General features: G+C 71.2%; 20 protein-coding genes. 8 read left to right on the top strand and 12 right to left on the bottom strand.

Annotation, left to right across the window (positions count from 1 at the left end):
* The first annotated feature begins 34 nt into the window (after positions 1-34).
* Positions 35-1,600: a hypothetical protein gene (locus tag ACWDN5_RS09755; protein WP_449675822.1), complete on the top strand. Its 1,566-nt coding sequence runs from the start codon at positions 35-37 to the stop codon at positions 1,598-1,600.
* Between the two features lie 42 nt (positions 1,601-1,642).
* On the opposite strand, the gene ACWDN5_RS09750 is transcribed toward ACWDN5_RS09755, so the two are convergent.
* The 3 genes from ACWDN5_RS09750 to ACWDN5_RS09740 all read right to left on the bottom strand — a co-directional run bounded on the left by ACWDN5_RS09750 (position 1,643) and on the right by ACWDN5_RS09740 (position 4,321).
* Positions 1,643-3,121, bottom strand: a complete 1,479-nt coding sequence (locus ACWDN5_RS09750) for a non-reducing end alpha-L-arabinofuranosidase family hydrolase (RefSeq protein WP_449675821.1) — start codon at positions 3,119-3,121, stop codon at positions 1,643-1,645.
* Between the two features lie 72 nt (positions 3,122-3,193).
* Positions 3,194-4,168, bottom strand: coding sequence for a pentapeptide repeat-containing protein (locus ACWDN5_RS09745; protein WP_449675820.1), 975 nt, complete (start codon positions 4,166-4,168; stop codon positions 3,194-3,196).
* A 9-nt stretch (positions 4,169-4,177) separates the two neighbouring features.
* Positions 4,178-4,321 carry a hypothetical protein gene (locus ACWDN5_RS09740; protein WP_449675819.1) on the bottom strand — a complete coding sequence of 48 codons (144 nt, stop codon included), beginning with the start codon at positions 4,319-4,321 and terminating at the stop codon, positions 4,178-4,180.
* A 55-nt stretch (positions 4,322-4,376) separates the two neighbouring features.
* On the opposite strand from ACWDN5_RS09740, the gene ACWDN5_RS09735 reads away from it, so the two are divergent.
* On the top strand, positions 4,377-4,565 hold the full coding sequence (locus ACWDN5_RS09735; protein WP_449675818.1) for a hypothetical protein: 189 nt from the start codon (positions 4,377-4,379) through the stop codon (positions 4,563-4,565).
* On the opposite strand, the gene ACWDN5_RS09730 is transcribed toward ACWDN5_RS09735, so the two are convergent.
* Both ACWDN5_RS09730 and ACWDN5_RS09725 read right to left on the bottom strand, forming a co-directional pair.
* Positions 4,528-5,274, bottom strand: coding sequence for a phosphatase PAP2 family protein (locus ACWDN5_RS09730; protein WP_449675817.1), 747 nt, complete (start codon positions 5,272-5,274; stop codon positions 4,528-4,530). The genes ACWDN5_RS09735 and ACWDN5_RS09730 overlap by 38 nt on opposite strands.
* The gene (locus tag ACWDN5_RS09725; RefSeq protein ID WP_396136916.1) at positions 5,271-5,936 is read right to left on the bottom strand and encodes a dienelactone hydrolase family protein; all 666 of its coding nucleotides are present in this window, start codon (positions 5,934-5,936) and stop codon (positions 5,271-5,273) included. The genes ACWDN5_RS09730 and ACWDN5_RS09725 overlap by 4 nt, the downstream gene beginning before the upstream one ends.
* Positions 5,937-6,013: 77 nt before the next feature.
* On the opposite strand from ACWDN5_RS09725, the gene ACWDN5_RS09720 reads away from it, so the two are divergent.
* Positions 6,014-7,366, top strand: a complete 1,353-nt coding sequence (locus tag ACWDN5_RS09720; RefSeq protein ID WP_449675816.1) for a TrpB-like pyridoxal phosphate-dependent enzyme — start codon at positions 6,014-6,016, stop codon at positions 7,364-7,366.
* Here the strand turns inward: ACWDN5_RS09720 and ACWDN5_RS09715 are convergent.
* Positions 7,363-8,637, bottom strand: coding sequence for a diguanylate cyclase (locus tag ACWDN5_RS09715; RefSeq protein WP_310971265.1), 1,275 nt, complete (start codon positions 8,635-8,637; stop codon positions 7,363-7,365). The two genes, ACWDN5_RS09720 and ACWDN5_RS09715, sit on opposite strands and share 4 nt — an antisense overlap.
* Before the next feature lie 209 nt (positions 8,638-8,846).
* Here ACWDN5_RS09715 and ACWDN5_RS09710 point away from each other — a divergent pair, with 209 nt between their 5' ends.
* On the top strand, positions 8,847-9,125 hold the full coding sequence (locus ACWDN5_RS09710) for a hypothetical protein (protein ID WP_449675815.1): 279 nt from the start codon (positions 8,847-8,849) through the stop codon (positions 9,123-9,125).
* A gap of 242 nt (positions 9,126-9,367) precedes the next feature.
* On the opposite strand, the gene ACWDN5_RS09705 is transcribed toward ACWDN5_RS09710, so the two are convergent.
* The 3 genes from ACWDN5_RS09705 to araD form a co-directional block, all read right to left on the bottom strand.
* Positions 9,368-10,558: an MFS transporter gene (locus ACWDN5_RS09705; protein WP_449675814.1), complete on the bottom strand. Its 1,191-nt coding sequence runs from the start codon at positions 10,556-10,558 to the stop codon at positions 9,368-9,370.
* A gap of 51 nt (positions 10,559-10,609) precedes the next feature.
* Positions 10,610-12,394, bottom strand: a complete 1,785-nt coding sequence (locus ACWDN5_RS09700; protein WP_449675813.1) for a VanW family protein — start codon at positions 12,392-12,394, stop codon at positions 10,610-10,612.
* Positions 12,395-12,513: 119 nt separating this feature from the next.
* The gene (araD, locus tag ACWDN5_RS09695) at positions 12,514-14,226 is read right to left on the bottom strand and encodes an L-arabinonate dehydratase (RefSeq protein ID WP_449675812.1); all 1,713 of its coding nucleotides are present in this window, start codon (positions 14,224-14,226) and stop codon (positions 12,514-12,516) included.
* 75 nt (positions 14,227-14,301) lie between these two features.
* Here araD and ACWDN5_RS09690 point away from each other — a divergent pair, with 75 nt between their 5' ends.
* Genes ACWDN5_RS09690 through ACWDN5_RS09680 form a run of 3 tightly spaced genes read left to right on the top strand, consistent with a single transcriptional unit; the run spans position 14,302 to position 16,451 of the window.
* Positions 14,302-14,955: a GntR family transcriptional regulator gene (locus tag ACWDN5_RS09690; protein WP_310971270.1), complete on the top strand. Its 654-nt coding sequence runs from the start codon at positions 14,302-14,304 to the stop codon at positions 14,953-14,955.
* A complete protein-coding gene (locus ACWDN5_RS09685) occupies positions 14,952-15,455 on the top strand; it encodes a metallophosphoesterase family protein (protein ID WP_310971271.1) in 504 nt (167 codons plus the stop codon). The genes ACWDN5_RS09690 and ACWDN5_RS09685 overlap by 4 nt, the downstream gene beginning before the upstream one ends.
* Positions 15,456-15,464: 9 nt before the next feature.
* Positions 15,465-16,451, top strand: a complete 987-nt coding sequence (locus ACWDN5_RS09680; protein ID WP_310971272.1) for a PHP domain-containing protein — start codon at positions 15,465-15,467, stop codon at positions 16,449-16,451.
* A 51-nt stretch (positions 16,452-16,502) separates the two neighbouring features.
* On the opposite strand, the gene ACWDN5_RS09675 is transcribed toward ACWDN5_RS09680, so the two are convergent.
* Together ACWDN5_RS09675 and ACWDN5_RS09670 are read right to left on the bottom strand one after the other, a co-directional pair.
* Positions 16,503-17,339 carry a chitosanase gene (locus ACWDN5_RS09675; RefSeq protein WP_310971273.1) on the bottom strand — a complete coding sequence of 279 codons (837 nt, stop codon included), beginning with the start codon at positions 17,337-17,339 and terminating at the stop codon, positions 16,503-16,505.
* Positions 17,340-17,512: 173 nt separating this feature from the next.
* Entirely contained in the window at positions 17,513-18,103 is a 591-nt protein-coding gene (locus ACWDN5_RS09670; RefSeq protein ID WP_449675811.1) for a TetR/AcrR family transcriptional regulator, read from the bottom strand.
* 66 nt (positions 18,104-18,169) lie between these two features.
* Here ACWDN5_RS09670 and ACWDN5_RS09665 point away from each other — a divergent pair, with 66 nt between their 5' ends.
* Positions 18,170-19,648 (top strand): flavin-containing monooxygenase, encoded by a 1,479-nt coding sequence (locus tag ACWDN5_RS09665; protein ID WP_449675810.1) that lies wholly within the window; start codon positions 18,170-18,172, stop codon positions 19,646-19,648.
* On the opposite strand, the gene ACWDN5_RS09660 is transcribed toward ACWDN5_RS09665, so the two are convergent.
* Positions 19,621-20,529 carry a hypothetical protein gene (locus ACWDN5_RS09660; RefSeq protein WP_310971276.1) on the bottom strand — a complete coding sequence of 303 codons (909 nt, stop codon included), beginning with the start codon at positions 20,527-20,529 and terminating at the stop codon, positions 19,621-19,623. The genes ACWDN5_RS09665 and ACWDN5_RS09660 overlap by 28 nt on opposite strands.
* Between the last annotated feature and the right edge of the window lie 76 nt (positions 20,530-20,605).

Raw genomic sequence — 20,605 nt, 5'->3', positions numbered from 1 at the left:
ACGGCCGTGATCACCGCGGCGCAGGCTGTACCGAATGCGAACTGGGGTCTTCCTGCGGTGGCTGGGGCATCCGCTGACCATCGGCGCCACCACGGTGCTGCTGCTCAACGACCATGTGTGCAAACCGTGGTGGCCGGGGCTCGTCACCGGCAAGCTCAGCGACTTCGCCGGGCTGGTGGCGGCCCCGCCGGTGCTCGGGCTGCTGCTCGGCCTGTTCCTCGCCCGCCGGACCGCCGCCGCGGCCGCGGTGCTGGTGACCGGGGCGGGGTTCGCGCTGGTCAAGCTGACCGCCGCGGGCGCCGGCGTCGCGTCCGCGGCGTGGTCGGTCGTCAACGGGCCTTCGGTGATCCTGGCCGATCCGGCGGACCTGGTCGCGCTGCCCGCGCTGGGTCTGTCCTGGTGGGCCTGGCGCCGGGTGGCGACGGCCCCGCCCCTGCCGGTGCGGCTGCGGGTGGTGGCCGCGGTCCCGTTCACCGTGCTGGCGATCACCGCGACGTCGGCGCCCAGCGAGAACACCCCGGCCGTCCAGTCCGTGCGGAGCGAGGGCACGCAGGTGGTGATCGAGGCGGGCGACGGGTTCTACGGCTCCGTCTCGGGCGTCGACGGCTGGCGGTTCCTCGGGGATGCCCCCGCGCCGTCCTGGCCGCTGCCCCGGAAGCAGGTCGAAGCCTGCGCGCCCGAGGCGGCGACGCACTGCTACCGCGTGCACGGCGCCGATGTCGTCGACGACACGCGCGGCGGCCGGCTGCTCGGCGTCGACGAAACGACCGACGGCGGCCGGACCTGGCACACCGCCTGGGAGGTGCCCGCCGTCCGGTGGGAGTTCGTCCAGCGGCAGCACCCGTTTCCCGCCGGGATCGTCAACGTGGCCAAACTGGCCAGCACGGAGGTCGCCGTCCGCGCCGTCCCGGGTGGACACCAGGTGATCGTGGCCAACGGCGTGGAGGGGCTGGCCGTCCGCGACGCCGGCGGGACCTGGCGCCGGGTGCCCGTCGTGGTCGCCGGAACCGGGCTGGACATCCGGCCGGTGCCGCTCACCGGGTTCGGCCGGGTGATCGGGGTGGACGTCATGATCGCCGGGCTGCTCACCCTGCTCGCGCTGGTGATCGGGACGGCGGTGGCGGCCGGCCGGGTCCGCGCCCGGCACGGACGCGGGCTCATGGCGGCGCTGCCCGTCACCCTGTTCCTCTTCGCTTCCGTCCCGATCAGCGGCTTCGTGGCGTTCTTCGGTTCGAACGCCGGGCAGTCGACCCTCCTCTGGCTGGTGACCGAGGTGTGCCTGCTCGGCGTCGGTGCCGCGCTCGTCCTGGCACCACGACGGCCGCTGTACCGGCCGCGCATGTCAGTGGTGGTCGCCGCCGCCGTCCTGCCCGGACTGGCCTCCGTCGTGCCCGCGCTGGGCTGGACGGTCGGCCACCCGCAAGAGCCGGCCCCGGGCGTCCTCGGGCTGATCCTCGCCGCGGCCTGCCTGCCGGTGATCGTCGCGGCCGGCTGGTGGGCGGGCGCGCGCGACCCGGACCCGGACCTGCGGGTGGAACCGCCGTGGCCGCCGCTGTCCTGGCCGCCGCAGGATTCGATCGGGCCACGGCCAGGGTCGTAGCGCAGAGGCAGGCGCGCCGCCGTTTCGCGCGCCGAGCCGGCGTCAGCGCTGGAGGGTCAGCACGGCGGGCCGCCAGGGCAGGTGGTTGTAGTCGGTGCCGTCGGACGCGGGGTTGCGGCCCTGGTACAGCAGCTGCAGGTGGCAGGGGTCGACCGTCTTGGTCTGGTCCGGGTTGGTGCGGACCAGGTCGCCGTGGCTGATGTCGTTGGTCCACGTCGCGCCGCTGTTGGCCTTGCCCGCGAACGGGTTGCTCTCGGTCGCGGCCTGCGGGGTCCACGTGCCGCCCAGGCTGGTCGTGGTGAACGAGCGGAAGAAGCGGCCGCCCGCGCCCATCGCCTCGACGAGCATCAGGTACTGGTTCTGGCCCTGGACCTGGTAGACCTCGACGGCTTCGAAGAGGTTGGCCGTGGTGTCGCTCATGATCGTGGTGTAGTTCGAGCCGAAGCTGCCCGGGAAGTTGCCGATCGGCATGCTCGCCCGGTAGATCTTGCCGTTGTCACCGGCGAAGAACAGGTACATGTTCGTGCCGTCGCCGATGAGGGTCTGGTCGAGCGGCGCGCCGCCGGGGATGGTGCCGGTGAACAGCTCCTGCGGGGCGGACCAGCCGTTCGCGTTGGTGGGGTCGCTCGACGTCCGGTAGCTGAAGGTGGTCGGGCCCCACTGGTAGGCGAGCACCCAGATGTTCTTGGGGGCGAAAAAGAACAGCGTCGGTGCGACCGTGCCGATGGTCATTCCGGTCTGGATGGCCGAGGCCATGTCGGACCAGTTCGTGAACGGGCTGAACGCCATCGAGCCGTACGACCCGGACGCGTCGGTCGTCGACCCGTAGACGACGTGCTTGCCGTTGTGGACCACGCTGCTGAAGTCCTTGAGCGCCAGCCAGCCCGCCTTCGGTTCGGCCAGCGGGCCCGTCGAGGACCAGTGGTAGGACGCCGGGAGCGCGCACGAGGCGGTGTCACCGAGCCGGACGAGCTGCCACTGCTGGTTGGCGCCCTTCCAGTCGCCGTACTGGACGACGGCGGCGCCGTCCGCGGTCGACGCGCCGGTCACCTCCACGGCCTTGCCGCTGTTGCGGTTGAGCAGGCGGAGGTAGCCGCCGTCGGAGTCGGCGAGGCTGAACTGCTGGTTGGTGCCGTCGAGATCGGTCCACTGCTGGACTTTCGCGCCGTCCGCGGTCGACCAGTTGCCGATGTCGAGCACCTTCCCGGAGTTCTTCGACTTCAGCCGGTAGTAGCCGTTGCCGGAGTCCACGAACTGCCACTGCTGGTTGGTGCCGTCGTGGCGGGACCACTGGTGGATCGCCGCGCCGTCGGCGGTGGACGCCCCGGAAACGTCCAGCACCTTGCCGCTGTTGCGGTTGACCAGCACGTACCACGCACTCGTGGCGACGGTCGCCGCCGACGCCGCGCCGGGGGCGAGCACGACCGCCGCGGTGGCCGCGAGGACGGTGGTGAGCAGGGCGATCAGCGCGCGCGTCCCCCGGCTGCGCCGGACGCGAACCGCTCGGTGGGATGACCTCATCGGTTCTCCTTCGCGGATCTGTTAGCGCTAACAATAAGCCCGGAAAAATGTAGGCTATTTCCTCGTGTGCCGTCAACTTTCGATTTCGTCGAATGTATCGGACAACGGCGGGACGCCGGGAAGCAGCAGTCCGGGCGGCGGGCTCTCCCACGGGTCGAACACGGGCGGCGCGGTGTAGTCGTCGGTGCTGACCTGGGAAAGGTCGACTTCGCCACCGGTGAACCGGGCCCCGCGGAAACTCACTTCACCACCGGCGAACGCGGCGCCGTCGAACTGGACGCGCCCGCCGCTGAACTCCGCGTTTTCGAAAGTCACCCGGGCGTCGCCGTCGAACGTGGCGCCACCGAACCACACTTCGCCGCCGCTGACGTGCATTCCGTCGAACGACGTCCAGCCGCCGGGAAACCGTGCCAGGCTGAGCAGCAACCGGCCGCCGGTCATCCGGATGTCCGCGAAATCGGCGGAACGGAGCACGGCCCGCAGGAGGTTGAACTCGTGACCGTGCCAGCCGACCGGCGCCCCCGGGCGGAGGTGATCGCTGATCACGCTGGTGATCGAAAGGCGCACTTCGGATTCTTCGTCGTGGTACCACGGGGAATCGATCGCGGGCTCGTACGGGATGCGCAGGTACGCGCACAGCACGTCGATGCACACCTGGCGCTGCTCGAGCCATTCGTCGGCCAGGCTGGCCATGGCGTAGATCCCGGCGAGCCGGACGGTCGGCTTCTCGTGGCCGATCTGCGCGCACGCACTGGCGAAGCGCTCGTTGAGCACCTTGACGCGCTCGCGAGCCTCGGCGATCTCCCCGATCCGCTGCTTGCGGTAGGCGACGACCAGCGCCACCACCCCGCCGACCCCGGCCACCACCGACAAGGCGATCTTGACGACGTTCAGCCGCGTGTCCGCACTCGGCGCGGCGGGCAATCCCAGCGCCAGCCACAGGAGCCCGGCCGCGACGGCGAACACGCCGAGCCCGACGCAGACCACCGCGACGAGGTGCCGTTTGATGGACCACAGTCCGGTGGTCGGTGCGTTCGTCGAAGCCACGGCGAGATCCTAGAGCGCGTCCGGAGCCGGCGTGGGTGTTTCCGGGCGGCGGGGCAGGGTCAGCGTGAACACCGCGCCCCCGTTGTTGTGCGCGCCCGGGCCCGAGTCCGCCACCGTGATCGTCACCTCGTCCGGACCGCCCTCGATCGCCACGGTGATCGGGGAGCGCCGTGGCGGGCGGCGTTGACGAGCAGGTTGCTACTTCGCCGTGCGCGGCCCCGTCACCCCGGAACAGGTGGCCGCCGCCCGGCACGCGCTCGGCTGCGGCGACCTGGCCGAAATCCGGCGTTCGACCCGGGAACCCCTGACGTTCGGACGCTTCTGGGACAACCTCACCGGCGCGTGGCACCGCACCACGGTCACGGTTCCCGTTGCCACCGAACGGAAGTTCTGCTGAGGCGCCCCCACAGCTTCGCGGCCAGAACGGCGACGGTCAGCAGCGCGACGCTGCCGGCGACGTCCAGGACGTAGTGGTTCCCGGTGGCGAAGACGTCCGCCACCATGAGCGCCGGGAACAGCCACGCCAGCAGCGCCAGGCGGGGATGCATGCCCCGCAGCGCGATCCACACGGCATACGCGCACCACAGCGACCAGCCGACGTGCATGCTGGGCATCGCCGTGTGGTGGGTGGGTCTCGTCCAGCTCTCCACGGCCAGGAAGTCGTACCTGGCCACGACGTCGACCGCCCCGGGCAGGGCGAACCGCGGTGGCGACATCGGCACCGCCCAGTAGACCGGCAGCACGAGCGCCATCATCGCGACCATCGTCCGGCGGACGTGGCGGTAGACGTCGGCGTGCCGGACGAACACCCACAGCAGCACACCGGCGACCACCAGGTAGTACAGCCGGTACAGGTACACCGCCAGGTGCGCGAGGACCGGCTGCCCGGCGAGCCAGCTGTTCACGCTCAGTTCGATGTCGAGGTGCGCCGAGTGTTCGATGGCCTGCAGCGCCTGCGCGTTGGCTTCGGCGGCCGCGAAATCCTTGCCCACGGCGGCGTCGAGACGCGCGAAGAGCAGGAACCACAGCACCAGGAAGGTCAGCTCGACGAGCACTCCGGGGCGCTCGCCGGTGCTCCGGAAGAGCGCCGCGGACCCTGCCTTCACGCCGGCAGGGTCCGCCGCAGGAATTCCGTGGTCAGCTCCCAGGCCCGGGCCGCCGCTTCGGGGTGGTGGAACATCGGCGCCACGTTGTTGTGGAAGGCGTGCCCGGCGTCCTCCTGCACGTGGATTTCCGCCCCCGGGTGCGCGGCGACGGCCGCCTCCACCACGGCCACATCGGACCGCGGGATGTACGGGTCCTGCCCGCCGAAGTGGAACTGGATCGGGCACTCGACCCGGGACAGCCCGTCGATCTGGGCCGCGACCGTGGAGCCGTAGAACGAGACCGCCACGTCCGGATCGCCCTCGACCGCCGCCGCGAACGCCAGCGAACCGCCCAGGCAGAAGCCCAGGACGCCGACGCCGCCGGCCACCGACGGCAGCGAACGGAGGTGGGCGACCGTGGCCAGGACGTCCGCCACCGCGAGCGCCGGGTCGAGGGAGCTTGCGACCTTCATCGAGGCCGCGACCCCGGCTTCGTCGTGCGTCGAGGACCAGCCCGGCGCCGTCCGCCAGAACAGTTCCGGGACCGCCACCACGTATCCCGCGGCGGCCAGGTCCGCCGCGACCGAACGCAGGTAGTCGTCGAGGCCGAAGATCTCTTGGACCAGCACCAGGCCGGGCCCGCGGCCGGACGGGGGGTGCCAGATCGGGAGGTCGGCGAGCATCGGGTTCGTCACCCGATCACCGTACTGGTTCCGCGGCCGGGAGCGTCCTAAGTTGGGGTGCCGACCAAGGAGGCGTGATGGCTGAGCAGACCAAATACGTCCTGGACGAAGCCGATCTCCCGACCCAGTGGTACAACGTCATCCCCGACCTGCCCGAGCCGCCGCCACCGCCGCTGCACCCCGGCACGCGCGAGCCCGTCGGCCCGGACGACCTCGCGCCGCTGTTCCCGCAGGCGCTCATCGCCCAGGAAGTGACGACGGATCGCTATGTCGACATCCCGGAGGAGGTCCGGGAGGTCTACCGGCTCTGGCGCCCGTCGCCGCTGTTCCGGGCGCGCCGGCTGGAGAAGGCGCTGGGCACGCCCGCGCGGATCTACTACAAGTACGAGGGGGTCAGCCCGGTCGGGTCGCACAAGCCGAACACCGCGGTGCCGCAGGCGTTCTACAACGCGGCCGAGGGCGTCACGCGGCTGACCACCGAGACCGGCGCCGGCCAGTGGGGGAGCGCGCTCGCCTTCGCGTGCGCCCAGTACGGGCTGGAGTGCGAGGTCTGGCAGGTCCGCGCGTCCTACGACCAGAAGCCCTACCGCAAGCTGATGATGGAGACGTTCGGCGCGACCGTCCACCCGAGCCCGTCCGAGCTGACCGAGTCCGGCCGCGCGATCCTCAAGCAGCACCCGGATTCCACGGGCAGTCTCGGGATCGCGATCAGCGAAGCCGTCGAGCAGGCGGCGCAGGACCCGAACGCGCGGTACGCGCTGGGCAGCGTGCTCAACCACGTGCTGCTGCACCAGACGGTGATCGGCGAGGAGGCCCTCAAGCAGTTCGAGCTGGCCGGCGACACCCCGGACGTCCTGGTCGGCTGCACCGGCGGCGGGTCCAACTTCGGCGGGCTCGCTTTCCCGTTCCTGCGCGAGAAACTGGCGGGCCGGATGAACCCGGTGATCCGCGCGGTCGAGCCGGCCGCGTGCCCCTCGCTGACGCGCGGGAAGTACGCCTACGACTTCGGTGACACGGCCGGGCTCACGCCGTTGCTCAAGATGCACACGCTCGGCCACGAGTTCATCCCGGACCCGATCCACGCGGGCGGGCTGAGGTACCACGGGATGTCCCCGCTGATTTCGCACATCTTCGAGCTCGGCCTGATCGAGGCGATCGCCATCGGTCAGCAGGAGTGCTTCGCGGCGGGGGTCCGGTTCGCTCGCTCGGAGGGCATCATCCCGGCACCGGAGCCGACGCACGCGCTGGCGGCGTGCATTCAGGAAGCGGTGCGCTGCAAGGAAAGCGGCGAGGAGAAGGTGATCCTGACGGCGTTGTGCGGCCACGCCCACCTGGATTTGCCGGCGTATGGGGCGTACCTCGCCGGGAACATGGTGGACGACGAGCTGTCCGACGCGGTCCTCGAGGAATCCCTGGCGACGCTGCCTTAGCGGGCGTCCGGGATCTCCGGGCGGGTGAGCTCGGTGCGGGCGGTCGCCAGGACCACGCGGTCGCGGCCGCCCGCCTTCGCCTCGAACACCGCGTCGTCGGCGGCCTGGAGGAGGATCGTGTACTCCGTGGCCGTTTCCGGGTACACCGCCGCGCCGATCGAAGCCGTCAGGCCGCTGATCACCTCGGGCTTGCCCGGGCGGATCACCGGGACCGGGACCTCGATCCGGGCGATCGCCCGGCGGATGCGGTCCGCGACCGACGCGATCTCCGCACTGGTCGTGCCCGGCAGGAGGACCACGAACTCGTCGCCGCCGAAGCGGCCCACGTAGTCGCCGCCGCGGACCGAGCCCTGGATGGCTGCCGCGACGGCGCGCAGGACCTCGTCGCCCGCCAGATGACCGTTGCCGTCGTCGATGGCCTTGAAGTGGTCGATGTCGATCATCAGCACGCCGGCCGTCGAGGACAGCTCCGCCGCGCGGGCGAGTTCGTTGCGGGCCAGCTGCACCCAGAACTCCGGCGCGAGCAGCGCCGTCTTGGAGTCGGTGCGCGCGGCCGCCTGGAACTGGGGGAGCAGCAGGCCGATGTGGAGCGCCACCGGCGTCACCATGAGCACCGGCAGCAGCCACGGCCGGACCGTCATCACCAGCGCGATCCCGCAGCCGACCCCCACCGCGGCCAGCACGATCAGCACGTCGGACGGGTTGCCGAACGCCTGCCGCGGCGGCTTGCCCGGGTTGCTCATCAGGATCGCGAGGATCACGAGCACGTAGTTCAGGCCGAAGTAGACGATCCCGGACGTCAGCAGCGCGAGCATCCCGCCGAAGCCGTCCAGGTAGGGGACGTAGGGCGCCACGTGCCCGGTGCCGGCCCACAGCACCGCCCCCGCGGCGGCGCAAGCGAGGATCACGGTCGCACCGGAGAACACTTTCCGGTGAATCACACCGCGCCGTTTGTAGACCCGGAACCAGGAATGGGCATAGCTGACGACGATGACCAAGGTGGCCAACGGCGGCGGCAGCAGGAGCAGCCCGGCGAAGATCCAGATCGACTGCAGGTGCATGTGCGGCCGGCCGTCGGCGGCCAGCTCCCGGATGCGCTCGATGCGTTGCGCCGCTTCGAGGTGCACGACTTCACCGGCGAGGATCAGTCCACACCAGAGCAACGATTGGGTGGTGATCGGCACCAGTGCGGCCGTCGAGACGACCGCGATCAGCGCCAGGGCGTCGACAATGAGGACGTAGCCGAACACCGGAGTGGCCAGCTTCCACATCGCCCACGTTCGGAAACCTGATCGTGGACGTTCTGAGCTGGGCTTTCGCCCTGGGGACCCGGACAATCCCACGAAACGCCCTTCTGCTCAGGATGAAACTCTTCGCAGAATTCGTCACTGTAATCGAATGAACGCGGTGTGTCACTAGGCTGGTCGGGCTACCGTCCGGTCACTCACCGTGCAAGATCCCTCACGGAACTGGAGAAATCATGTCGCACTTCCTGCCCAACGCCAACATCGTCCCGTCCCGCCGCCGCGCGCAGCGGCCGACCGACTGGACGCGACAGCTCCCCACCGACTGGACCCGCGCGATCCCCACGGACTGGACTCCGCGGCAGCTGCCGACCGACTGGACCGCCCGCGAACTGCCCACCGACTGGACGGTCCGCGAGCTCCCGACGGGTTGGACCCGGCCCGGCGTCTCGCCAGCCGAGTGCCCCACCGACTGGACCCCGCGCCGGATCCCCACGGACTGGACGCAGGCCTGACCAGTACCCGGTGGCCGGCCTCCGCGCCGGTCACCGGGGGTCCGGTTGTGCACGCCGCTCGGTCGGGCCGCGCCTGCTCGGGCCTTGCCGCGGGGGCGCTGAAGGTCTGCCCGGTCGAGTCGCGCCATTCGCGCCTGCCCCGGTCTTGCGGCGGCGTCACCGGGGATCCGATTGCGCCCGCGCCGCAGCTGGGGCGTGCCGCCACCGCGCCGATCGCGCCTGCCCAGCCCTCTCAACCCCCGTCACCGGGGATCCGCCCGCCGCCACAGCCGGGCCGCGCCCAGTGCCGCCAGCACTCCTGCCGCGCCCGCCCCCGCCACCACCCCGTGCGGGGCCCACCGCTCGGCCGCCAGCCCCGCGAGCACCACACCGAGCCCCTGCGAGACCCGCAACGCCGTCAACGCGAACCCGAACGCCTGGGCGCGCTGCCCCTCCGGCGTGAGCTGCACGAACGTCGTGTTCGCGATCAAGTTGTACGAACTGGCCACTCCGCACAGCGTGAACAGCGCCAACGTGGCCAACAGGTCCGGCCGCAGCGCGCACCCCACCAAAGCCGCGCACGCCAGGACCGCGAGCGGCCCCAGCAGCGGCCCCCGGTGCGCCTGCGGGATGCGGGACAACGCCGCCATCCCCAGCACATTCCCCAGCGCGAACGCCCCCAGCAGCAGGCCGACCACCACCGCGCCGCCGCCGAGCTCGGCGGCGTACGGTGCCGCGATCGCCTCGCCCGCTATGTAGATCCCCGACACGCAGCCCAGCGCCACCAGGGCGAGCCGCCGGCGGTCGCCCGCCACCACCGTCCAGCCCGTGCGGATGTGGCGCCACCAGCGCGCGCCCGTCGAGCCCGGGGGCCTCGGGGCCACGCCGGCGACCAGGAACAGGGCCGACACCGCGAAGGTCGCCGCGTCCGTCAGGAGGGCGCCGCTCGTGCCCAGGCCCGCCACGAGGAGGCCGCCGAGGGCGAAGCCGGCGACCTGGCCCGCCTGGACCAGCATCATCAGCAGGCCCATCCCCGGCACGAACGTCTCGCCCGGCAGCACCTGCGGCAGCAGCGCCGCCCGCGCGGAGCTCCAGACCGGGTTGAACAGCTGGACGCCGACCAGCAGCGCCGCCACCGCCGGGAGCGGGAGGCCGGGCACCGCCATCACGGCCACCGCGAGCGCCCGCAGGAGGTCCGCCAGGACCATCACCGTGCGCGGCGGATAGCGGTCAGCGAGCCCGGACAGCAGCGGCCCGCCGACCAGGTCCGGCAGGAACGTCAGCGCGTACGTCAGCGCCGCCCAGCCCGGCGAGTTCGTCCGGTCGTACACCAGGATCGACAGCGCGACCCGGGCCAGCTGGTCACCGGTCACCGAGACCAGCTGGGCGGAGAACAGCGCCCGGAATTCGGTCACGGCGAGGACGTCCCGGAACCCGACCGCGCGCCCGCTCATGGGCACTCAGGGTACCGCCGCGAACGCCCAGCGTGAACGTCCGTTAGGAGGTCACTGCCCCTCGCCGCAGACGATTTTCGGTTGCGGGTTGTAGTGGACGGTCCGGGTCGAGCGGCTGACCTCGCGGCCGGTGGCGGCGTCCTTGAGCACGCGGGTGTTGCTGGTGGTGAACCCCGGCGCGCCGTTCGAGGCGTGGCAGTTCTCGGCCGGCCCCGGCTTGGTCGGCGGGTCGCTCTGGTTGGTCTGGGCGCCTTCGATCGACTCGACGGTGTAGCGCTTGGTGCCCCACAGCTTCACGGTGATCGACGACGGCGTCCAGATCGTCTGGATCGCGATGCCGGTCGGCGCGTCGTTGGTGAACTTGAGGTCGATGACGCTGGAGCCGTTGGGGTTCTGGAACACCGTCGCCTCGCGCGCGGCGGGGTAGCGGCTGATGTAGTAGCTGTGTTCCTTGTGCCCCGCGTCCTTCAGGCCCGCGAAGTAGGACGCGTTGTACAGCGTGGTCGCGAACTGGGAGATGCCGCCGCCGACCTCTCGGCCGGGCGCGCCGTCCTTGATCACGCCCGCCTCGACGTACCCCTGGGCCGTGCCGCGCGGGCCGGTGAACCCGTTGAGGCTGAACGTTTCCCCTGGCTTGACGATCGCGCCGTTCACCTTCTGGGCGACGGTCCGGATGTTGACCCCGGAGTCGGCCGCGAACTTCTGGGTGGTGAACTCGCCGACGACCTCCTTGATGCCGAGCTGGTTCGCCTGCGCGGTGGTCACCTTCGCCGGGCTGTCCTTGTAGACGGCGGCCACCTCGCGGCCGTCGGTCTTCTTCAGCACGTCGGGCAGCGGTTTGAGGCTGGGGTCCCAGTCGACGGTCCGGCCGTCGGTGGAGGGGTCGACCGTGGGCTTGCCGCCCTCGAAGACGACGGTCGCGTCCTTGCCCTCCTTCTCGGTGGACTTCAGCTGCGGCCCGGCGGCTTCGGCGATCTTCGCGTTGTCGATCTTCGGCGTCAGGCCGCCGCCCTCGGCGGGCTCGAAGCTGATCGCCGCGGCGATCGCCTCCGGCTTCACGGTCGCGTTCTTGCCTTCGCCCTTGACCACCAGCGGGCCGGAGACGGCCGGCCGCGCGAACCCGTCGAGCGCCGCCTGGACGCCTTCGGGCGTGGTGCGCACCGGCGTGCTGGTCACCGGCAGCGCCAGGGTCTCCCCGCTCGCCCACTTTTCGACGACGGCGGCGGTCGCGGCCGGGACGTCGAGCTTCTGCCCGGCCTTCGGCGGGACGGCGACCGGTTCGGCACCCTCGAACTTCACGGTGCCCTCGACCGGGTCGCGGTCGACCTGACCGCGCAGCGCCTCCAGCGCGGCGGTGAGCTTCGCCTGGTCGGAGTGGCTCACCACGCCGACCTCGCGGCTGGAGAACAGCGACGCCAGGCGCGTGAAGGGGTTCAGCGGCTGCTCACCGGCCTGGTCGAGGGTCTGCGGCCAGTCGAGCTTCAGCCCGGCGAGCGTCGGCGACAGCGTGCCCTGGTACTCGCCCGCGGTGACGGCGAGCGGGCGCGTCAGCCGCGGCTCGATCTTCCCGCGCAGTTCCTGTTCGGCCGCTTCCCGGCCCATGCCGCCGACGTCGACGCCGGCCACGGTCACCCCGCGCGGGACGCTGCCCTGGCTGATCAGGATGTCGATCCCGTAGATCGCGACCAGCACGCCGAAGACGCCGCCCGCGATCAGGCCGGCCTTGCGAAACGAGCGCTTCGCGGTGGCGGGGCCCGGTTCCGGCTCGGGCCGGACGACGGGCAGGACGTCGGTCTGCTCGCCGTGCGAGTCGGGCCAGTGCGGTTCGTGCGGCAACTCTCCACCCCTTCGACGCGGCACCGGGTTGCGACGGTGACGGGACCAGCGTACGGGGCACCCGGACAAGCCGTACGACTCGCCCTTATGGGGGATGAATCGGTCACGGATCAGTGAATTCACCGGGCGTCGGGTTCGGGATTGCGGCCCGCCCGCGCGAGGAAATCGAAGTCGCAGCCTTCGTCGGCCTGCGTGATGTGTTCGGAGTAGAGCGCGCCGTAACCGCGTTCGAACCGCGGGGCCGGGGCGGTCCATTCGGCACGCCGCCGCTCCAGTTCCGCATCGGACACCTCGAGCCGCAGCGTCCGTGAGGGAACGTCCAAGGTGATCAGGTCGCCGTCGCGGACCAGGGCGAGCGGGCCGCCGACGTGCGATTCGGGCGCCACGTGCAGCACGCAGGCGCCGTAGCTCGTCCCGCTCATCCGCGCGTCGGAGATCCGGACCATGTCCCGCACGCCCTGTTCGAGCAGGTGGGCGGGGATCGGCAGCATCCCGTACTCGGGCATGCCGGGGCCGCCGAGCGGACCCGAACCGCGCAGCACCAGCACCGAGTCCGCGGTGATCGCCGGGTCGTCGATCCGCTTCTTGAGGTCGGGGTAGTTCTCGAACACGACGGCCGGGCCGGTGTGCGTCAGCAGGTGCTTCTCGGCCGCGATGTGCTTGATGACCGCGCCCGAGGGCGCCAGGTTGCCGTGCAGCACCGCGACCCCGCCCTCGGCGGCGACCGGGTTGTCCCGCGTCCGGATGACATCGTCGTTGTGGACGCGGGCGCTCGCTAGGTTCTCGCCGAGCGTCCGGCCGGTGACGGTGAGCCGGTCCGGGTGCAGCAGATCGGTCAGCCGCGACAACAGCCCGGGCAGGCCGCCGACGTAGTAGAAGTCCTCCATGAGCCAGTCGCCGCCGGGGCGGATGTTCGCCAGCACCGGCACGCGGCGGGCGATCGCGTCGAAGTCGGCGAGCGAGACCCCGATCCCGCTGCGGCCGGCCATCGCGATCAGGTGGATGACGGCGTTGGTCGAGCCGCCGAGCGCGAGCACGGTGGTGATCGCGTCGGCGTACGCGCGCTTGTCGAGCACCTGGGTGATGGTCAGGTCCTCCCAGACCATGCCGACGATCCGCGCGCCGCTGGCCGCGGCCATCCGGTGGTGCGCCGAGTCGACGGCGGGGATCGACGCCGCGCCCGGCAGCGTCACGCCGAGCACTTCGGCGGCCGAGGTCATGGTGGACGCCGTCCCCATCGTCATGCAGTGGCCCGGCGAGCGAGCCAGCCCGCGCTCCAGTTCGGACATTTCGGCGTCGCCGATCAGCCCGGCGCGCTTGTCGTCCCAGTACTTCCACATGTCGGTGCCGCTGCCGAGGACCTCGTTGCGCCAGTGCCCGCGCAGCATCGGCCCGGCGGGGACGAAGATGGCCGGCAGCCCGGCGCTGGCCGCGCCCATCAGCAGCGCCGGCGTGGTCTTGTCGCAGCCGCCCATCAGGACGGCGCCGTCGATCGGATAGGACCGCAGGATTTCCTCGGTCTCCATGGCCAGGAGGTTGCGGTAGAGCATGGGGGTCGGCTTCTGGTAGGTCTCCGACAGCGTGGCGACCGGGAACTCCACCGGGAAGCCGCCGGCCTGCCAGACACCGCGTTTGACCTGCTCGGCGCGTTCGCGCAGGTGCATGTGACACGGGTTGATGTCCGACCAGGTGTTGAGGATGCCGATGACGGGTTTGCCGAGGTGCTCTTCCGGGTTGTAGCCGAGCTGGCGGCTGCGGGCGCGGTGGCTGAAGTTGCGCAGTTCGTCGCCGCCGAACCACCGGTGGCTGCGGAGTTCCTCGGGTTTCTTCATGCGATCCAGTATGGCATCTGATATACGATCGAGGCGCCTGGTTGAATTGGGGTTCACAGATCGAGGGAGCGCGCCATGACCGGGACGTTCAGCCTGCCCGCCTCCCGGACCGAAGTGGTCCTGGAGGAGATCCGCCGCGGCATCCTGACCCGGGAACTCGTCCCCGGGCAACCGCTCGTCGAGGCGGAGCTGGCCGCGCGGCTCGGCGTGTCGAAGACCCCGGTGCGCGAGGCGCTCAAGGTGCTGTCCAACTCCGGGCTGGTGACGTTCAGCCCGTACAAGGGCGCGTCGGTGATCACGGTCGACGCCGAGCTCGCGAAGTCCGTCTACGACGTGCGGATGGTGCTCGAACCGGAGGCCGTCCGGCGGACCGTCGAGCGGCACGACCCGGAGCTGCTGGAAGACGCGGCCGAGGCGCTGAAGGAGGCGTCGACGGCCATCGCGGACAAGGACCAGGCCGCGCTGAGCCTGCTGAACCGCCGTTTCCACCGCGCCCTCTACTCCGGCTGCGGCAACCCGCTGCTGGTCAGCATCCTCGACGACCTCAAGGACCGCGCGGCGCTGATCAGCGTCGTCGGCTGGGAGGCCAACCCGAGCTGGAAGAAGGAGTGGACCGAGCACAAGGCGGTCCTCGCGGCGGCGAAGAAGGGCGACGCCGAGGGTGCGGCCGCGCTGCTGCGCGACCACATCGGCGGGTTCCTGGACCGCGTGCTCAAGGCCATCGGATGAAGCTGCTGCTGATCTCGGACACCCACCTGCCGGCCCGGGCCCGCGAGCTGCCGCCGCAGGTGTGGGCCGAGGTCGCGGCCGCCGACGTCGTCGTGCACGCGGGCGACTGGGTCGAAGTGGCCCTGCTGGACGAGCTGGCGGAGCGCAGCAAGCGGCTGATCGGCGTGTACGGCAACAACGACGGCCCGGCGCTGCGGGCCCGGCTGCCGGAGATCGCGCGGGCGGAGCTGGCCGGCGTCCGCCTGGCGGTGATCCACGAGACGGGCGCGAAGCAGGGCCGTGAGCAGCGGTGCGACGCGCAGTTCCCGGACACCGACGTGCTGGTCTTCGGCCACAGCCACATCCCGTGGGACACCGTGACGCCGTCCGGGATGCGCCTGCTCAACCCGGGTTCGCCGACCGATCGCCGTCGCCAGCCGTACTGCACGTACCAGACCGCCGTGGTGCGCGAGGGTGCTTTGGCGGACGTCGAGCTGCATCAACTGCCCCGGAGGGGGTAGACAGATCCCATGGATCCGGCATGGGCGTTGCGGGAGATCGCGTTCCAGCTCGAACGCGCGGGTGAGCCGACCTACCGCGTCCGGGCGTTCCGCAACGCGGCGGCGACGGTCGACAAGACCGGCGCCGAGAAGCTGGCGCAGCTGGCGGAGAACGGCACGCTGACGTCGTTGCCGGGGATCGGCAAGGCCACGGCGGGGGTCATCGAGGACGCGCTGGCCGGCCGTGATCCGGCGTACCGGGGGAAGATCGTCGAGAAGGAACTGCCGAGCGGAGAACCCCTGCGGTCGGCGTTGCGCGGCGACTGCCACACCCATTCCGACTGGTCGGACGGCGGCAGTTCGATCGGCGAGATGGCGGTGGCGGGCCGCGACCTCGGCCACGAGTACATGGTGCTGACGGATCATTCGCCGCGCCTGGCGGTGGCGAACGGGCTGTCCCCGGACCGGCTGCGGACGCAGATGCAGATCGTCGCGAAGGCCAACGAGCTGATGGCCCCGTTCCGCCTGCTGCACGGGATCGAGGTCGACATCCTCGACGACGGCTCGCTGGACCAGGAAGAAGAACTGCTGGGGCAGCTGGACTTCGTGGTGGCGAGCGTCCATTCGAAGCTGCGGATGCCGGCGCGGGACATGACGCGCCGGATGGTGGCGGCGGTCCGCAACCCGCACGTCCGGGTGCTGGGGCACTGCACGGGCCGGCTGGTCGTGGGGCGCGGGCGCCCGGAGTCGGAGTTCGACGCGGAGAAGGTGTTCACGGCGTGCCGCGAGAACGGGGTCGCGGTGGAGATCAATTCCCGCCCGGAACGGCTGGACCCGCCGATGCGGCTGCTGCGGCTGGCCGCGGAGCTCGGCTGTGAATTCACGATCGACAGCGACGCCCACGCGCCGGGGCAGCTGGACTGGCTGGGGTACGGGTGCGAGCGCGCGATCAAGGCGGGCATCGGGCCGGAGCGGATCCTGAACACCCGCACGGCCGAGGAACTTCTGGTCCGGTAGCCCGGCTTGCCTCGAGCGCTTCCGGTGCGCCCGAGACAAGCCGGACCCGGCTCAGTTGATCGTGTACGAGTCGCCGTACACCTTCCACTTCAGGGGCGTGTGCAGGTCGAAGTTGCCCTCGTTCAGGAACTTCAGCTGCTCGGTGTCCACCCGGGACGTGTCCGCGTGCGCCTCTTCCTGCTTCATGATCACCTTGCGGGCGTCGAAGAACGCCTTGAGGTACGTCGTTTCGTTGCCGCCCTGGGCCGGGGTCTTCGCCTTCTTCATCGCGGCCTTGCGGATGCCGCCGAAACTGTCGGAACTGTCGCCGGGGCCGTGCATCACGATCGCGTCGTAGTACGCGAACTGGCCGAGGTTGCTCAAGCCGTCCGCCTTGCCCTGGTTCACCGACGGGTTGAAGTAGACGCGGTCGCGTTCGTTGTTCTGGGCCGTCTGGAACGCCGTGGTCGCCGCGGCCTGCTTCCAGGCGCTCTCGAACGCCGAACCCAGACCCGCGTGGGAGTCCGTTCCGTTCACCTTGCGCAGCGCCGGAAGGTACTTCGCGAGGGGGTTGTCCGGCACCGAATTCGTGTACGCCTCGACGAGTTCGAGCATGTCACCGGTGCCGGAACAGAAGCCGATGATGCCCGCGGTGTACCCACGGCCGTCGCCGATGTCTTCGATGTACTTGTACTGCGCCTTCCAGTCCAGCGACGAGTTTTCCGCGCTGGAGACCAGCTTCATCGCGATCTCCTTCTTCGCCGGCGCCGAAAGGTCGCCGGCGGCGAGCACCGACGCGCTCACCGGCGCCGGAGCGGCCGAGGAGAACGCGGGCGTGGTGATCACGAGGGCCGCGACGGACGCGGCGCCGAGCGTGCCGATGAGGACCGGCCGCAACTTTTTGCTCATGGGGAGGGGACCCTTTCCGCGGGGTGCGCCGTCGGATCACGGCGGTACGGGTGAGGCGGGTGGAGCTGCGGCGTAGCGACACGGTAGCGAAGAGTCAGCGAGCTCCACAAGAGGTGGAATCCGTTCATGTTCGTGAACGGTCCAGACCACCGCACAGGGTCCGCAAAGGACGGTCAGCGCGCCCCGGCGAACAGGCGGATGACGTCCGGCAGCACGGACACCGGGATCGTCGGGTCGATCGCCCGCTGGACGCCGAGGCCGATGCCCAGGCTGAGCAACGCCGTCGCGGCATCGTCGGCCGACATCGGCAGCGTGATCCCGAACCGCTCGGCGTACCCGGTGAGCAGGCCGGCGATGGTGTCGCGGATGGCCTTGTCGCGCGCGGCCAGCTCGGCGCGCACGTGCGGGTCGCGCCGCGCGTTCGTCGCGAACTCGACTTCCAGGGCGGTCCAGGCCTCGTCGCCGATGCTGCGCTCGGCCCACGTCTGGAACGCCGCGAGCAGCCCCTCGACGCCCTCGGCGCCGGCCAGCGCTTCGGCGACCAGGGCGACCTGCTCGTCGTGGATCCGGTCGAGCACCGTCAGGCAGAGCTCGTCCTTGCTGCGGAAGTTCGAGTACACCGCGCCCTTCGAGTACCCGGCCTCGTCGGCGACCTTCTCCAGCGACGTCACCGAGTAGCCGTCGCGCAGGAAGAGCAGCTTGGCGGTCTCGATCAGCTGCTCGCGGGTGCGCGCCTGGCTTTCCGCGCGGGTGAGTCGGGCCATGCCGCAACTCTAGCCAACCGCGGAATCGGGGTACCGATGGTTTTCAGATACTGTTAGTCTCCGAAAATGGAACAACGTCACTTCGCGGTCCTCGTCGTCGGTGCCGGGGCGTCGGGGCTGGGGGCCGCCATCCGTCTCGCCCAGGCCGGCGTCGGCGACCTCGCCGTGCTGGAGAAGGCGGACGCGCTCGGCGGGACCTGGCGCGACAACACCTACCCCGGCTGTGCCTGCGACGTCCCGTCCGCGCTGTACTCGTACTCCTTCGCGCCCAATCCCGAGTGGACGCGCGCCTTCGCCGGCCAGGCGGAAATCCGCGCCTACCTGCAGGACACGGCGGCGCGCTTCGGCGTCACCGGGAAGATCCGCTACGGCGTCGAGGTGACGCGCGCCCAGTGGAACGCCCGGGAGTCCCATTGGGAGCTGGAGACGTCGAAGGGGCCCTACACCGCCCGGATCCTGGTCGCCGGCACCGGTCCCTGGCACGAACCGCTGATCCCGGACCTGCCCGGGCTGGCCGGGTTCCCCGGCGAGGTCTTCCACTCGGCGCGCTGGAACCACGGCTACGACCTGACCGGCAAGCGGGTCGCGGTGATCGGCACCGGCGCGTCGGCGGTCCAGTTCGTCCCGCAGATCGTGCCCCGGGTGGGCCGGCTGCACCTGTTCCAGCGCACGGCGCAGTGGGTCCTGCCGAAGCCGGACCACGCGGTCCCGGGCGTCGAACGGTTCCTCCTGCGGCGGTTCCCGGCCCTGCAGCGGGCCCTGCGCGGCGCCGAATACGGCCTGATGGAGACGCTCGGGTTCGGTTTCCGGCACCCGTGGCTGCTGCGGCAGGTGCAGAAGATCGGGCTCGCCCACCTGCGGCTCGCCGTGCGGGATCCGGCGCTGCGCCGGGCGTTGACGCCGGACTACACGCTCGGCTGCAAGCGCCTGCTGATGTCGAACACGTACTACCGGTCGCTGACACGGTCCCATGTGGACGTCCATCCGACGGCGGTGCGCTCGGTTTCCGGCAGCACGGTCACCGGCGCGGACGGCTCGGCGGCGGAGGTCGACGCGATCATCTTCGGCACCGGCTTCCACATCCTCGACATGCCGATCTCGGCGCGGGTGTTCGACGCCGGCGGCCGCAGCCTCGACGACCACTGGAAGGGCAGCCCGCAGGCGTACGCGGGGACGTCCGTGGCCGGGTTCCCCAACCTGTACCTGCTGCTGGGCCCGAGCCTCGGCACCGGGCACTCATCGGCGTTCACGATCGTCGAGGCCCAGCTGCGGCACACGGTCGCGGCGGTGACCCGGACGCTGCGTGCGGAGGGGACGTCGCTGTCGGTCCGCCCGGAGGCGCAGGCGGCGTTCAACGCGCAGGTCCAGGCGGCGTTGCCCGGCACGGTGTACCAGTCCGGCGGCTGCGCGAGCTACTACACGGATGCGAACGGCCGCAACAGTTTCAGCTGGCCGTTCTCCACCGGGCGGCTGCGGGCGCAGGTGGGCGAGTTCCGGGAAGCCGACTACGAGCTCGGTCAGTCCCACTCCCAGCACATCCCGTAGACGCCCGGCTGCGCGTCCAGCACCGCGATGTGGCTGGTCCCGCTCGGACCGACCGGCAGTTCCGGCCCGGAAGCCGCCTCCCCGGCGTAGCGGTAGCACCGGACCGGCACCGCCGCCGGGTCGAAGCACGCCTGCAGGACGAGCTGGCGGGCCGGGGCGCGCACGCCGAACTGCAGGTAGTTCGTCTCCGGTGGCTCCCCGTCGTAGGCGAACTCGAAGTCGAACACGTACGTCTCGCCCGCCCGCAGCGGGTAGTCGAAGCGCAGTTCGCACGCCACCAGTTCGGACGCCGCGTCCCGGCGGACGCGGCCCGGGCGGCAGCAGTGCGCCGAGCGCAGCACCGGCCGGCGGCCCCCGCCGGTCTGCGGCCGGAAGAACGACACCCAGCGGTCGACGCCGTCCGCGCGGCTGGTCACCACCAGCTCCGTGCGCACCGACCGCTCGGTGCGGTCCGCACCCAGCGTCGCCCGCTGGTGCACCGACACGAGCGCGAGCCGGGCGTTGCCGTCGAGGTCGATGCCGTCGCAGGCCGCCAGGTCGGTCGGCGCGGAGCCGAGCGCGCTGGCCAGGCTGACCCCGCCGGGCCACGGCTGCGCACGGCGCTCCCGCGGCCGCGTCACCAGGCTGGTCAGCGCGTCCGCGGGCAGGCCGAGGCAGCTTTCGGCGACGGTCACCGCGTGCAGCGAACGCCGGCCCTCCGGGTGACGGCGACCCCGCCGCCAGTAGCTGAGCGTGGCCAGGCTGACCTGGGCGCCGCGGATCGCCATCCGCCGCTGCAGGGCCTCCAGGCTCAGGCCGCGCTGCCGGATCGCCTGGTCGAAGGCCGCGGCGAACGGTCCTTCCCGGACCGTCGCGGCGACCTCCGCGGGAATCGCCTCCATCCGGGTAAGCATGAGTACCGGATGCCCGCGGCGCAACGAGGGCCTGCCACCAAAGTAGGTGGCAGGCCCCGCGGGG

This window comes from Amycolatopsis sp. NPDC003731 (assembly GCF_053586895.1).
This window is presented reverse-complemented; position numbering and strand designations above follow the sequence as displayed.

What these genes read in the sequence shown, in the direction of transcription:
- ACWDN5_RS09755 (WP_449675822.1), top strand. Translation starts at nt 35, where the DNA reads ATGCGAACTGGGGTCTTCCTGCGGTGGCTGGGGCATCCGCTGACCATC.
- ACWDN5_RS09750 (WP_449675821.1), bottom strand. Translation starts at nt 3,121, where the DNA reads ATGAGGTCATCCCACCGAGCGGTTCGCGTCCGGCGCAGCCGGGGGACG.
- ACWDN5_RS09725 (WP_396136916.1), bottom strand. Translation starts at nt 5,936, where the DNA reads ATGCTCGCCGACCTCCCGATCTGGCACCCCCCGTCCGGCCGCGGGCCC.
- ACWDN5_RS09720 (WP_449675816.1), top strand. Translation starts at nt 6,014, where the DNA reads ATGGCTGAGCAGACCAAATACGTCCTGGACGAAGCCGATCTCCCGACC.
- ACWDN5_RS09715 (WP_310971265.1), bottom strand. Translation starts at nt 8,637, where the DNA reads ATGTGGAAGCTGGCCACTCCGGTGTTCGGCTACGTCCTCATTGTCGAC.
- ACWDN5_RS09710 (WP_449675815.1), top strand. Translation starts at nt 8,847, where the DNA reads ATGTCGCACTTCCTGCCCAACGCCAACATCGTCCCGTCCCGCCGCCGC.
- ACWDN5_RS09705 (WP_449675814.1), bottom strand. Translation starts at nt 10,558, where the DNA reads ATGAGCGGGCGCGCGGTCGGGTTCCGGGACGTCCTCGCCGTGACCGAA.
- araD (WP_449675812.1), bottom strand. Translation starts at nt 14,226, where the DNA reads ATGAAGAAACCCGAGGAACTCCGCAGCCACCGGTGGTTCGGCGGCGAC.
- ACWDN5_RS09690 (WP_310971270.1), top strand. Translation starts at nt 14,302, where the DNA reads ATGACCGGGACGTTCAGCCTGCCCGCCTCCCGGACCGAAGTGGTCCTG.
- ACWDN5_RS09685 (WP_310971271.1), top strand. Translation starts at nt 14,952, where the DNA reads ATGAAGCTGCTGCTGATCTCGGACACCCACCTGCCGGCCCGGGCCCGC.
- ACWDN5_RS09680 (WP_310971272.1), top strand. Translation starts at nt 15,465, where the DNA reads ATGGATCCGGCATGGGCGTTGCGGGAGATCGCGTTCCAGCTCGAACGC.
- ACWDN5_RS09675 (WP_310971273.1), bottom strand. Translation starts at nt 17,339, where the DNA reads ATGAGCAAAAAGTTGCGGCCGGTCCTCATCGGCACGCTCGGCGCCGCG.
- ACWDN5_RS09670 (WP_449675811.1), bottom strand. Translation starts at nt 18,103, where the DNA reads ATGGCCCGACTCACCCGCGCGGAAAGCCAGGCGCGCACCCGCGAGCAG.
- ACWDN5_RS09665 (WP_449675810.1), top strand. Translation starts at nt 18,170, where the DNA reads ATGGAACAACGTCACTTCGCGGTCCTCGTCGTCGGTGCCGGGGCGTCG.
- ACWDN5_RS09660 (WP_310971276.1), bottom strand. Translation starts at nt 20,529, where the DNA reads ATGGAGGCGATTCCCGCGGAGGTCGCCGCGACGGTCCGGGAAGGACCG.